This is a genomic window from Massiliimalia timonensis, assembly GCF_900186585.1.
Lineage (GTDB): Bacteria > Bacillota > Clostridia > Oscillospirales > Ruminococcaceae > Massiliimalia > Massiliimalia timonensis.
In genome coordinates, this window is the sequence record NZ_FYDD01000003.1 from 281,872 (window position 1) to 295,011 (window position 13,140).

The 13,140-nt window shown below is 48.6% G+C and carries 8 protein-coding genes, 1 pseudogene and 1 riboswitch; of the genes and pseudogenes, 6 read left to right on the forward strand and 3 right to left on the reverse strand.

Annotated elements, in window-relative coordinates:
- The first annotated feature begins 260 nt into the window (after positions 1–260).
- The 4 genes from typA (at position 261) to trmB (ending at position 6,162) form a co-directional block, all read left to right on the forward strand.
- A complete protein-coding gene (gene typA, locus CIB36_RS03335; RefSeq protein WP_093988187.1) occupies positions 261–2,078 on the forward strand; it encodes a translational GTPase TypA in 1,818 nt (605 codons plus the stop codon).
- Between the two features lie 157 nt (positions 2,079–2,235).
- Positions 2,236–3,246, forward strand: a complete 1,011-nt coding sequence (locus tag CIB36_RS03340; protein ID WP_093988188.1) for a PLP-dependent cysteine synthase family protein — start codon at positions 2,236–2,238, stop codon at positions 3,244–3,246.
- A 74-nt stretch (positions 3,247–3,320) separates the two neighbouring features.
- Positions 3,321–3,422: riboswitch (glycine riboswitch) on the forward strand.
- Positions 3,423–3,510: 88 nt separating this feature from the next.
- Positions 3,511–4,959: an alanine/glycine:cation symporter family protein gene (locus CIB36_RS03345; protein WP_093988966.1), complete on the forward strand. Its 1,449-nt coding sequence runs from the start codon at positions 3,511–3,513 to the stop codon at positions 4,957–4,959.
- Between the two features lie 504 nt (positions 4,960–5,463).
- Positions 5,464–6,162 (forward strand): tRNA (guanosine(46)-N7)-methyltransferase TrmB, encoded by a 699-nt coding sequence (gene trmB, locus CIB36_RS03350; RefSeq protein ID WP_093988189.1) that lies wholly within the window; start codon positions 5,464–5,466, stop codon positions 6,160–6,162.
- Between the two features lie 68 nt (positions 6,163–6,230).
- Here the strand turns inward: trmB and CIB36_RS13475 are convergent.
- Positions 6,231–6,551, reverse strand: a pseudogene (locus CIB36_RS13475) (TIGR04076 family protein); the annotation flags it as partial.
- 208 nt (positions 6,552–6,759) lie between these two features.
- Between CIB36_RS13475 and CIB36_RS03360 the strand changes: the two are divergent.
- Complete coding sequence (locus CIB36_RS03360; RefSeq protein ID WP_093988191.1) at positions 6,760–10,440, forward strand: efflux RND transporter permease subunit; 3,681 nt, start codon at positions 6,760–6,762, stop codon at positions 10,438–10,440.
- Positions 10,415–11,044 (forward strand): TetR/AcrR family transcriptional regulator, encoded by a 630-nt coding sequence (locus CIB36_RS03365; RefSeq protein WP_093988192.1) that lies wholly within the window; start codon positions 10,415–10,417, stop codon positions 11,042–11,044. The genes CIB36_RS03360 and CIB36_RS03365 overlap by 26 nt, the downstream gene beginning before the upstream one ends.
- Before the next feature lie 36 nt (positions 11,045–11,080).
- On the opposite strand, the gene CIB36_RS03370 is transcribed toward CIB36_RS03365, so the two are convergent.
- Positions 11,081–11,947, reverse strand: coding sequence for an EamA family transporter (locus tag CIB36_RS03370; RefSeq protein WP_093988193.1), 867 nt, complete (start codon positions 11,945–11,947; stop codon positions 11,081–11,083).
- Positions 11,948–12,005: 58 nt separating this feature from the next.
- Positions 12,006–13,100: a redox-regulated ATPase YchF gene (ychF, locus tag CIB36_RS03375; protein WP_093988194.1), complete on the reverse strand. Its 1,095-nt coding sequence runs from the start codon at positions 13,098–13,100 to the stop codon at positions 12,006–12,008.
- Positions 13,101–13,140 lie beyond the last annotated feature (40 nt).

Genomic DNA, 13,140 nt, shown 5'->3' on the forward strand with positions numbered 1-13,140 from the left:
CACTCCAACATCTGTATCATTCTAAAATTTTTACACAAATTATTATATCATACCGCAGGGAGGGCTGCATAGCATTTTTTAAGTGTTCTCCCCCTTTTCTGACAATTTTAAAATCTTCACAAAAGGGGTCTGTGTTTTCATAGTTCTTTGTATACATTGTTACGATTTTTCAAAAAATATTGTCAAAAAAGTAGAAAATAAGCGTAAAAGGCCTTATAATGGGGAAGATGTAAAATAGGATAAAAAAAGAGGGAACGATTTTGATTAGAGAAGATTTAAGAAATATTGCGATTGTCGCCCACGTTGACCATGGGAAAACGACGCTGGTCGATGAAATGCTCAAGCAGGGCGGAGCGTTCCGGGAGAATCAGGTAGTCCAGGACCGTGTTATGGACAACAACGACCTGGAGCGGGAACGCGGAATTACCATTTTGGCTAAAAACACCTCGGCACACTACAACGGGGTAAAAATTAACATTATCGACACGCCGGGGCACGCGGACTTCGGCGGGGAAGTGGAGCGTATCTTAAAAATGGTGGACGGCGTTCTGCTTTTGGTAGACGCGTTTGAGGGCACCATGCCGCAGACCCGTTTCGTGCTGCAAAAGGCGCTGGAGCTTGGGCACAAGATCATTATTGTCGTCAATAAAATCGACCGTCCTGACGCGCGTCTTGACGAAATCGAGGACGAGGTTTTAGAACTGCTGATGGACTTAAACGCCAGCGACGAACAACTGGACAGCCCGGTCATTTACTGCTCCGGACGGGAAGGGACCGCTACGGTGGACTATACCCAGCCGGGAACCGACCTAGTTCCTTTGTTCGATGCGATTTTGGAACATATCCCGGCACCGGAGGGCGAGCCGGAGGAACCGTTCCAGATGTTGGTGTCTTCCATTGATTATAATGAATACGTGGGCCGGATCGCGATCGGGAAGATCGACCGCGGCGCCCTGAAGCAGAATCAGGAAGTGATGGTCTGCGATTACCACAACCCAAAACGGCAGTATAAGGGACGGGTCGTGAACCTGTACCAGATCGAGGGTTTAAAGCGTGTTCCGTGCGATACCGCTGTGATGGGGGATATTGTCTGTATTTCCGGGATCGGGGATCTGACCATTGGGGATACCCTGTGCGACCCGGAAGCAGTGGAACCGATCGAATTTTCTGCGATCTCCCAGCCGACTGTTGAGATGACGTTCTCGGTCAATGATTCTCCGTTTGCAGGGAAAGAAGGAAAGTTCGTTACCAGCCGGCAGCTGCGCGACCGTTTGCAGCGGGAGCTTTTAAAGGATGTATCCCTGCGGGTGACTGATTCGGATACGACCGATAGTTTTATCGTAGCCGGGCGGGGAGAAATGCACCTTTCTATTTTGATCGAAACGATGCGCAGGGAGGGCTATGAATTACAGGTAAGCACCCCGCGCGTCCTTTACCGGGAGATTGACGGGAAGAAATGCGAGCCGATTGAACGCCTGGTGGTGGACGTGCCGGAAGAGTACATGGGCGCTGTGATGGAAAAAATGGGCGCTAGGAAAGCAGAATTGCAGCATATGGCGCCGCAGGGAAGCCGCATGCGGATCGAGTTTTTGATTCCGGCTCGTGGCCTGTTTGGCTATAAAAACGAATTTTTGACCGATACCAAGGGCGAAGGGATCATGAGCTCTGTCTTTGAATGCTACCAGCCGTTTAAAGGGGAGATCCAGAACCGGAACACCGGTTCTTTGGTGGCATTTGAAAGCGGTACCGCAGTCGCTTACGGGCTGTTTAACGCACAGGAACGCGGGACCCTGTTTATTGGCGCAGGCGTGCCGGTTTACGAAGGGATGATCGTAGGACAGTCCCCAAAGGCGGAGGATCTAGTCGTCAACGTCTGTAAAAAGAAGCAGCTGACCAACATGCGCGCTTCTGGCTCTGATGACGCGCTTCGTCTGGTCCCGCCGAAAATCATGAGCTTGGAGCAGGCTTTGGAATTTATTGCGGATGACGAACTGGTAGAAGTGACGCCGGAAAATATCCGTTTGCGGAAAGCGATCTTAGACAACTCTTTGCGTGCAAAACAGCGGAATAAAAAATAAAAGCCAAAGGCCTCCGGAAACTTTTCCGGAGGCCTTTTCATACAATAAGGAAAGCGGATGTTTCCTAAAACCCGTTTGTGAAAAATTTGACTTGCTTTTTACTTGTTAAAATGCTAAAATTTTTATTGGAAATTTGATGAAGATAAAGAGGCGTGCTATGGAAGCTCAGATCAAAGAGAAATTTGAACAGATCGCCCCCATGATCGGGAACACTCCGCTGCTGGAGATCGTGTTCCGGTTTGATGGGCAGGTGCGGAGGATTTTTGCAAAAGCGGAATATTATAACCTCTCCGGCAGTATTAAGGACCGGGTGGCATATTATATTTTGAAAAAGGCGTATGAAGATGGGACGATCCAGCCGGGCGATTTGATCGCCGAAGCGACTAGCGGCAATACGGGGATCGCCTTTTCCGCCATGGGGAGCTACTTGGGGCACCGGGTGGTGATCTACATGCCGGACTGGATGAGCAAGGAACGCATCAATCTGATGCAGAGCTACGGGGCCGAGGTCCGTCTGGTATCCAAAGAACAGGGCGGTTTTTTAGGCTCGATCCGGATGACAGAAGAACTGGCCGAACAGGGCGGGGTATTCCTGCCAAAACAATTTTCTAATGAAGATAATGTGCAGGCGCATATCGTGATGACTGGGGAAGAGATCGTACGCCAGTTAGCCGCACTGGGGCTGTGCGCGGACGGCATTGTTGCCGGGGTAGGTACTGGCGGAACGGCGATGGGGATCGGAAAACGGCTGAAGATAGAAAACCCCTCTTGTAAGATCCATCCGTTGGAGCCGCTCAATTCACCGACCCTGTCCACCGGGTATAAGACTGGGGCGCACAAGATACAGGGAATTTCGGACGAGTTCATCCCAAGCATCGTCCACCTTGACGAGATGGATGAAATTGTTTCTGTGGATGATGTGGATTCGATCATTATGGCGCGGATGCTTTCTGAAAAATTGGGGATCGGCGTAGGCGTTTCGTCCGGTGCAAATTTTCTGGGGGCTGTCATGGCGCAGAATATGCAGGGGGCCGATAAGACGATCGTTACTGTGTTTGCGGATGACAACAAAAAATATCTTTCCACTGATTATTCCCATCCGCAGGAAAGGAAAGAGGGATATTTGAGCAGCCGGATTGAATTGATCACGGCAAAGGCATACCGGTAATTGTCGCTTTTTTAAATTTACTGTTGCAAAAAAGTGAATAATATGTTAAAATATAAACCGTCAATTTTAGGATTGACGGTTTCTCTGGAGAGTCCCGATCAAAAAGGCGGGCGCCGAAGGTGTACGGAAAAAATTATTTTTTCCAATCTCTCAGGCAAAAGGACAGGGCGGAAATACAGCTTGATGTCTACTCTTCGTGAGGGCCGAAACAGTTTGTTTTCGGCTTTTTTTATTGTCAAAAACACGCAGGAGGAGAAAGAAAAAATGAATGTTACCCTTTTAGCACAGGGATCTGTGCTGGACGCGATCGGAAGCGTATTGAAAAAAATTGACGATTTTGTATGGGGAGTCCCCCTGATCGTTCTGATTTTGGCGGCTGGATTATTTTTGACCATCCGTTTGGGCTTTTTGCAGATCCGCCATCTGCCAAAAGCACTGAAATTTATGGTGAAGAATGAAAAGGGCGGCGACGGAGAGGTATCCAGCTTTGGGGCGTTGTGTACGGCAATGTCCGCAACGATCGGTACCGGGAACATTGTCGGCGTTGCTACAGCACTGGTGACTGGGGGGCCGGGCGCTTTATTTTGGATGTGGATCGCCGCCTTGTTTGGAATGGCAACCAAATATTCAGAAGGTCTTTTAGCTGTAAAGTACCGTGTTGTAGACGAAAATGGACATGCTTTGGGCGGACCGTTTTATTACATTGAACGCGGTATGGGCAAGCGTTGGAAATGGCTGGCTAAGATCTTTGCATTTTTTGGGATGTGTGTTGGGCTGTTTGGGATCGGTACCTTTACCCAGGTGAACGGTGTTGCCGATGCAGTACGCAACTTTTTTGACCCGGATTCTACTTGGACCGTTACCCTGTTTGGAATGGAATATTCCTGGACTGTTGTGATCGCGGGGCTGATTCTGACTTTGTGTGTTGCTCTGGTCGTGATCGGCGGGATCAAGCGGATCGCCAGTGTTTCACAAATCGTTGTGCCGTTTATGGCGATCATTTATGTGCTGTTCTGCCTGACCGTGATGGTTTGTAATATTGAGGCCGTGCCCGGCGCGCTGAAAACGATTTTTGAGAGTGCGTTTGGTTTACGTGCCGTTGCCGGGGGCGCTTTGGGCTCTATCATGGTAGCGATGCAGATGGGGATCGCACGCGGTATTTTCTCGAATGAAGCGGGCCTTGGCTCCGCACCGATCGCCGCTGCGGCTGCAAAAACGAAGGAACCGGTCCGTCAGGGGCTGGTTACCATGACCGGTACTTTCATTGATACCATTATCATCTGTACGTTGACCGGTTTGACGATCGTGTTGACAGGCGCTTACAGCACTGGGCTGGAGGGCGTTTCGGTCACTACCAAGGCGTTTCAGGATGGACTGCCCTTTGCGCCGGGAATTGCCTCCTTTATTTTGATGGTTTGTTTAGTATTCTTTGCCTTTACTACGATTTTAGGTTGGGACTACTACAGTGAACGCTGTTTGGAATACCTGTCCGGCGGGAAGAAAAAGCTGGTTCTAGGTTTCCGCTGGCTCTATATTTTGTGCGTGTTCATTGGACCGTATATGACTATTTCTGCGGTGTGGACCATCGCTGATATTTTCAACGGACTGATGGCTCTGCCGAACCTGATTGCGATTTTTGCCCTGAATGGGGTCGTGGTCGCGGAAACAAAAAAATATTTTGACCGCAGGCGGAAAGATTCACCGCTGCAATGATCAGGGATTTGCAAACTCCCCGCAAAAACAACCGTTGTTTTTGCGGGGAGTTTTTGACGGCGGTGAAAATAATCGTTTGCTTCCGGCTGTCAATTAGCGGCAATGGCCTTTTTAGTAGGGATTTACAGGGATTTCACAATACTGTTCCATGACTGGATAGACCATATGACTGCCATATTCTTATTTTTATTATTTTCTTATAACATTTACAAAAATAACACATTTTCGCCCATATTTCCTCACAACTGCTTGGTATAATAAAATCAATCCAAGGGGAAAACAAAGCCCGTGCATAAATCGTTTTGATTTGGGGCACCCTCTTAGTATGAGAGGGAAGTAACCCTTGGAACCCAATGATGCGTACCACGAAATTTTTAATAAATTGTCCCCTTCTTTTCATGAGAAAACACTCTGCGGAATTTTCCGCAGAGTGTTTTCTTATTTACAGGGAAAAAAGGATTTGCTATAATAAGCAGGTGATGAATTGCAAGAGGAGAACGACTTATGAGAATGAGAAATAAACCTTGGGCACAGCCGGTGCTGGACCGCTGCCCTTATTTTTATGACGACCCATTTCGTCCCAATGGCGCATGGCAGAATTGCTTTGTCAAAAAACAGCCTTTGCATTTGGAGCTGGGCTGCGGGAAAGGGACTTTTATTGCGCGGCTGGCGGCGGAACACCCGGAGATCAATTATCTGGCGATCGATATGAAAAGCCTTGTGCTGGCAAGCGCAGTTAAAAACATTGAAGAAGTTTTTGCACAAAAAGGAGAAAAGCCGCAGAATGTAGTGCTGACAGCCTATGATATTGAGCGGATCCTTAATATCATGAAAGAAGAGGACGTTGTCGACAGGATCTACATCAATTTTTGTAACCCATGGCCGAAGCCAAGCTATCATAAAAGGCGGCTGACCCATACCCGGCAGCTGGAAAAGTACCAAACCTTCCTGCGGCTTGGCGGAGAGCTTCATTTTAAAACAGATGACGATGATCTGTTTGAGGACACATTAGGTTATTTAAAAGATGCTGGTTTTGAAGTGGCTTACCTGACCAGAGATCTGCATCAGTCGGATTATGGTGGAAATATTGACACAGAGCATGAACGCAAATTCTGCGAACAGGGGATCCGGATCAAATTTTTGATTGCTAAAAGCCTGAAAAGCAGAAAGCCGGAGGAGATCATCTGGCAGAAGCGGGACTGATCAGCGAAAAAGGAGAGGCAGGATTTCTGCCTCTCCTTTTTATTTTGCTCTTTTCCGTCCAGCCGTTCGATCTTAAAGATAACGGGTCGGGTCCCGTCGTTACAGCATGCGATCATTACTTTTTCATCTTTGGTCCAGCCGTCCATAATGGAGCCGCCCTGAAGCGCTGTATATACATACCGGCTGATACAATCCCAAGCCTCGGAACAAAATTTTCCGTCCAGCATATGCCAGAAATCATCGCGGGCATCGCTTCGTTCCAGAAGAAATTCCTGCCCTACCTCAAAAATAGGGCAAGGGCCTGATTCTGGATCAGCCAAATATTGCCGCTGCAAGTCGGGATACAATTCTTTCCTTAACACGGTGATCTTACATTGACGTTTTTTCATCTTTCTTCCCCCCGCAATATCAATATCGTTGATTTACCAACAGTATAGCATAAAAGCCATAAAAAAACAGTGCTTAGAAAAATGCTGAAAGTTGTAAATTATTTGTAAAAGGGAAGGTTTTGGTTGCGCAGAAAACTTTTTTTATGCTATACTGTGTTGTAGCCGACTGACTGGTCGGTCGAATTTGCGTAGAAGAGGAAAAATGTGTATGCTTTCAGAATTCAGTGTAAAAAAGCCGTTTACTGTAGTAGTGGCGGTGATCATGGTTTTGGTGCTGGGATTTATTTCATTTACCCACATGACGCCGAACCTGATGCCTAATATCGACTTTCCTTATGTGATCGTCACCACAGCTTATCCTGGTGCAAGCCCGGAAAAGGTGGAATCATCTGTAACGAAGCCCTTGGAACAGGCACTTTCTACCACTGCCGGGATGAAGAATATCACTTCTACCTCCAGTGAAAATTTCAGCATGGTCATGCTGGAATTTAACCAGAATATCAACATGGATTCCGTCATGATCGACGTCAACAATACGGTCAGCAGTGTGTCGTCCTCCTTTGACGACACGGTCGGAACACCGTCCATGATGAAATTAAACCCGGATATGATGGCGGTCATGATGGCCAGTGTCGACGTGGATGGAATGGATTCTTACGAGGTTTCGGAGTTTGTACAGAACACCGTTGTGCCGGAGTTTGAACGGATCGACGGGATTGCGTCTGTTACAGCGACCGGTTTGGTAGAAGAACAGCTGCAAATCAAACTGGATCAGGGGAAAATAGACGCGCTGAACGACAAGATCCTGAAAAATGTAGATGAGGAATTATCGAAAGCAGAGGACGAAATTCAGTCAGGCAAGAAAAAGCTGAAGGATCAGCGCACGGATTTTGAAAGCCAAAGTGAAGAACAGAAACAAAAATTAGTAGACGCTTCTTCTCAGCTGGAGGACGGGAAGACGGAATTGCAGAGTGCGATTGATAAAATCGGCATGACGAAACAGCAACTGGAGGATGCCGTTTCCAAGGCGGAAGAGACCAAGGAAACACTATCCGGACAGCTTGAAACCGCGCAGGATATGCGTGACCAGATGGCAGAAGCCGGCTTGGATACCACAGAAATAGACGGGCAGATCAAGCTGTTACAGGATGGGATCACCCAGGCGGATACCGGAATCACCCAGGCAAAGCAGGGGATCCAGGCATATGATGCATTGGATACACTGAAAGAGCAGGAAAAAGAACTGGAATCCGGAAAGATCACCCTGACCCAGAAGCTGACGGAAGCATCTGTCCAGCTTACCAACGCAGAAGGCAAGCTGGAGGAAGCGGAACAGCAATTTGAGGAACAGCGGGAGGAGGCCTATCAAAACGCGGGGCTGGATGGTGTCATTACCGTTGATATGATCCAAAAAATGCTTCAGGCGGAAAACTTCTCTATGCCCGCAGGATATTTAAGCGAGGGAAACGCCCAATACCTGATCAAGGTAGGCGATGAGTTTGCCGATGAAACAGAGATTAAGGACCTGCTTTTATTCTCTACGGGAGTTGATGGACTAGGGGATATTTATCTGAAAGATGTTGCGGAAGTTTCTTGGGCGGATAATGCCGGGGAAACCTACGCGAAGATTAACGGGAATGACGGGATCCTGCTTTCCTTTGAAAAATCCAGTACCGCGTCCACTACGGAGGCGACAGATGCGGTGCATACCGCAATGGACAGCTTAATGGAAAATAACCCGGATCTTCATATTACAGCGCTGATGGATCAGGGCGTTTACATTGACATCATCATAAAGAGCGTATTAGATAACTTATTGTACGGCGGTATTTTGGCGATTATCGTACTGCTGCTATTTTTAAAGACCTTTAAGCCGACTTTGATCATTGCAACCAGCATCCCGATCAGCCTGCTGTTTGCGATGGTATTGATGTATTTCAGCGGTGTAACGCTAAATATCATCTCTTTGTCCGGGCTTGCCCTAGGCGTTGGGATGCTGGTGGACAACAGTATCGTCGTCATTGAAAATATTTACCGGCTGCGCAACCTTGGTGTGAATAAGCGCAAGGCGGCAGTGCAGGGGGCTAAACAGGTGGCGGGAGCGATCACCTCCTCCACCTTGACTACCATCTGTGTATTTCTGCCGATCGTGTTTACAGACGGCTTGACCCGCCAGTTGTTTGCGGATATGGGGCTGACGATCGCATACTCTTTGGTGGCGAGCCTTTTTGTGGCGCTGACTTTAGTGCCGACCATGTCCTCCACGATTTTAAACAAGGCGGACGAGAAAAAACATCCGTGGTTTGATGCGGTGGTAAACGGCTATGAAAAACTGCTTCGCTTCTGTTTGCGCAAAAAGGTTTATGTGTTGAGCTTTACCATTATTTTATTGATTTTATCTGGTGTACTGGTGGCGCGGATGGGGACAGCGTTTATGCCGGATGTGGATTCCACCCAAATGTCTGCGACCCTGACTATGCCGGATGATTCCGACAAGGAGGATACTTACCAGATGAGCGACACCTTTATGGAACGCGCCTTGGAAATAGAAGATGTACAGACAGTAGGCGCTATGCAGGCTGGAAATATCATGGGGATGGGAACCTCCGATCCGGGCGAGATGACGTTCTATATCCTGCTGGATGAAGACAAAAAGCACACGAACAAAGAAGTCGCCAAAATGCTGGAGGAAAAGACCGCGGATCTAAATTGCGAAGTGGATATTGCGGCCTCTACTATGGATATGTCGATGCTGGGAGGTTCTGGGATCGAGCTTGTGATCCATGGAACAGATTTGGATCAAATGGCCCAGATCTCAAAGGATATGACCGGTATTCTGGAAGGGGTAGAAGGTACGACTGATATTACCAATGGTCTGGAGGATGCTTCTGCCGAAGTCCGTGTGATTGTGAATAAAAACAAGGCCATGGAATATGGGCTGACAGTAGCCCAGGTCTATCAGGCGGTAAGCGGTGCGATCAGCACGGAAACGAACGCTACGACTTTATCTGCCGACGACGCGGATTACCCGGTGATCATCCTCAACGATTCGGACGTTACCCGCAGCAATTTGGGGAACTACGAGCTGGAGGGAACGAAAGATCAGAAAGATGTGACCGTGAAATTAAGCGATATTGCTTCGATCGAAGAGGCGGAAAGTCCGCTGTCGATCAGCCATGATAATCAGACCCGTACCATGACGGTCAGCGCGCTGGTGGATGAAGACCATAACATTGGGTTGGTGAGCCGCGATGTGGAAAAACAGCTTGACGATTATGAACTTCCGAGCGGATATACCGTGACCCTGAGCGGGGAGAACGAGACGATCAACCAATCGCTGAGTGATCTGGTGCTGATGATCGGGGCGGCTGTTTTGTTCATTTATCTGATCATGGTGGCGCAGTTCCAATCCCTGGTGTCGCCGTTTATCGTTTTGTTTACCCTGCCGCTCGCCTTTACGGGTGGACTTCTGGCGCTGGTAATGACAGGAAGCGAATTAAGCGTTGTAGCGATGCTGGGATTTTTGGTACTGGCAGGCATTGTAGTAAACAACGGGATTGTTTTCGTAGATTATACGAATCAGCTCCGGCTGGACGGTATGGAGAAAAAAGAAGCTTTGGTGCAGACAGGACATACTAGAATACGGCCGATTTTAATGACTGCGATGACTACGGTTTTGGCAATGTCCACCATGGCGATCGGGGTTGGAACCGGGTCAGAGATGACACAGCCGTTGGCGATCGTTGTGATCGGAGGGCTGACCTATGCGACGCTGCTGACCCTGTTTGTCGTGCCTTGCATTTATGACCTGCTGCGCCGCAAAGACTTAAAACCGATCGTCATTGAAGATGAGGAGCAAAAACATGAAACAGAAGGAAACGTGCTTTGAGTACCGGAAATTCAGCGAAAAAGAGATCGCCCTTTATGAAGCAGTGAATGCCCTGCTTCGCCGGGGCGAAGTGATCTCTGATCTGCGGGTGGCGGACATTGCACAGCAGGCAGGAATTGGCAAGGGAACGGTTTACGAGTATGTTTCCAGCAAGGAAGAGTTGATTGCCAAGGCTTTCCTATATCACTTGGAGCAGGAACTGGAACAGCTGCGGGCAGGACTTGCTTCCGAAAAGGGCTTTAAAGAACAATGTGAGGCAGTATTTGGATGCATTTACCGTGACTTTTCATCCGGAATGAATATGCTCCAGCTTTTTCTTGCAAGCAATCTTTCCCAACAGCTTTTGCAGACGATGGAGCGGCACCGGGACAGCTTTGACGCCGCGGTGGATGAATTGTTTGCCTTGCTGGATCAGATGCTGGATCAGGGGGTAAAGGAAGGTGTTCTGGAGGCCGGGCATCCCTCCCAATACCGGCAGTTTGTCCTGACGAGCATCTGTTCAGGTCTTCTGTCCCGGCTGTGCGGCCGGCGCAGTACAGAATGTGAACAGGAAATGGCGTATCAGATGCTGGTCAATGCGCTGGGAAAACATAAGGAGCAATGAAAAAGGCGGCAAAGATAGTTCATCTTTGCCGCCTTTTTAAGCGAAGTATGCAATGATAAGGGTTCCTACTATCATCAATAGCAGGCCGATCAAGGCCCGCCTGGATAAACGCTCCTTGAAAACAAGGAACGAAAACAGAACGGAAACGACAATACTTAACCGGTCGATCGGAACGATCACGCTGACGATCCCGTTTTGAAGCGCATAATAATAGCATAGCCACGAAGCGCCGGTAGAAAGGCCGGATAACACAATAAAAAGAAGCTCTTTCCGTTCCAGAGAACGGAGCCCTGTTTGCTTTCCATGGGAGAAGACCACGCCCCACGCCATAATCAGCACAACGCCTGTGCGGATCGCGGTTCCCAAATTCGATTCTACTCCGGTGATACCCACCTTTGCAAGGATCGAAGTAAGGGCCGCAAACACAGCGGATAAAACTGCGTAAATGATCCAAGCCCTCTCTTTTGCCGTTTGTGCTGTTTTTTTCTGTTCCGCCATCAAAAGGATACCGACAGCCAGCAAAACTGTTCCGGCCAGTTTTCCCGCAAGATGGTTGGTCTCTTGAAAGAAAACGATCGCGAGCAGGACAGAGAGTACTGCGCTTGATTTGTCGATTGCCACGACCCTATTTACGTTTCCGATAGACAACGCCTTGAAATAGCACAGCCACGAGGCGCCGGTCGCGATCCCTGATAAAACCAAAAAGAAAAGTGATCTTGTACTGACCGCGGAAAGGTCGTCAAAAGAACCGACCAGAAAGACCATCAGCCATGAAAAAATCAGGACGATCCCTGTACGGATCGCTGTGGCAAGATCGGAATCAGTTTTTTGGATGCCGCACTTTACCAATATCGTGGTGATCCCGGCGAAAAAAGAGGATAGGACCGCTGCAATGAACCACATATCGCCGCCCCCGTAAGGTCAAGAATTGCTGTGTTTCCTTTTGCTGAAGCAATAAAAACTATACGTTAAAGCGGAAGTTTACGATGTCCCCATCCTGCATGACGTATTCTTTTCCCTCTAGCCGGACTAAGCCCTTTTCCTTAGCGGCCGCCATAGTCTTACAGGCGACCAGATCGTCGAAGCTGATGATCTCAGCCCGGATAAAGCCCTTTTCAAAGTCGGTATGGATCTTCCCAGCCGCTCTTGGCGCTTTGGTGCCGCGGGTGATCGTCCAGGCGCGCACCTCGTCAGAACCGGCAGTCAGGAAAGAGATCAATCCCAGCAGGGAATACCCCTCGCGGATGATCCGGTCAAGCCCAGATTCTTTCAGGTTCAATTCCGCTAGGAACATGCTCTTTTCTTCGGCGTCCATATCGGCGATATCCTCTTCAATCTTTGCGCAAATCGGCAGAACGGCCGCGTTTTCTTCCTTTGCGATTTCGCAGACTTCCTGATAAAAGCGGTTCTCTTCCAGGTTGCCTGAGAAATCCTCCTCGCAGAGGTTCGCCGCGTAGATCACAGGCTTATTGGAAAGAAGCGGCGTCTGCTTGATCATCTCCAGCTCGTCCTCGGTAAAATCAAAGGAACGGGCGGTTTTTCCATCCTCCAGATGGGCGATCAGACGTTCCAGCAGATCAACTTCCCCCTGAAGCTTTTTGTCTGCCTTTGCCGCTTTGATAGATTTGGACAGGCGGCGCTCTAAAATTTCAATATCGGAAAAGATCAGTTCCAGATTGATGGTTTCAATATCCCGTTTTGGGCCGATTTGCCCGTCAACGTGGACGATGTTCGGATCCTCAAAGCAGCGCACGACATGGACGATAGCATCCACCTCACGGATATTGGAAAGGAATTTGTTCCCAAGTCCCTCTCCTTTGGAAGCGCCTTTGACCAGTCCAGCAATGTCCACGAACTCCAGTACGGCTGGGGTGAACTTTTTGGGATGGTACATATTTTCGAGGTAGTTGAGCCGTTCGTCCGGCACGGATACGACTCCTACGTTTGGCTCGATGGTACAAAACGGATAGTTTGCGGATTCTGCGCCAGCGTTGGTCAAGGCATTAAACAGGGTGCTTTTCCCAACGTTTGGCAGGCCGACCATTCCTAATTTCATGCTGTTCCCTCTATTCTTTCTTTTCAAATATATGATTTGA

What these genes read in the sequence shown, in the direction of transcription:
- CIB36_RS03340 (WP_093988188.1), top strand. Translation starts at nt 2,236, where the DNA reads ATGGAAGCTCAGATCAAAGAGAAATTTGAACAGATCGCCCCCATGATC.
- CIB36_RS03345 (WP_093988966.1), top strand. Translation starts at nt 3,511, where the DNA reads ATGAATGTTACCCTTTTAGCACAGGGATCTGTGCTGGACGCGATCGGA.
- trmB (WP_093988189.1), top strand. Translation starts at nt 5,464, where the DNA reads ATGAGAATGAGAAATAAACCTTGGGCACAGCCGGTGCTGGACCGCTGC.
- CIB36_RS03360 (WP_093988191.1), top strand. Translation starts at nt 6,760, where the DNA reads ATGCTTTCAGAATTCAGTGTAAAAAAGCCGTTTACTGTAGTAGTGGCG.
- CIB36_RS03365 (WP_093988192.1), top strand. Translation starts at nt 10,415, where the DNA reads ATGAAACAGAAGGAAACGTGCTTTGAGTACCGGAAATTCAGCGAAAAA.
- CIB36_RS03370 (WP_093988193.1), bottom strand. Translation starts at nt 11,947, where the DNA reads ATGTGGTTCATTGCAGCGGTCCTATCCTCTTTTTTCGCCGGGATCACC.
- ychF (WP_093988194.1), bottom strand. Translation starts at nt 13,100, where the DNA reads ATGAAATTAGGAATGGTCGGCCTGCCAAACGTTGGGAAAAGCACCCTG.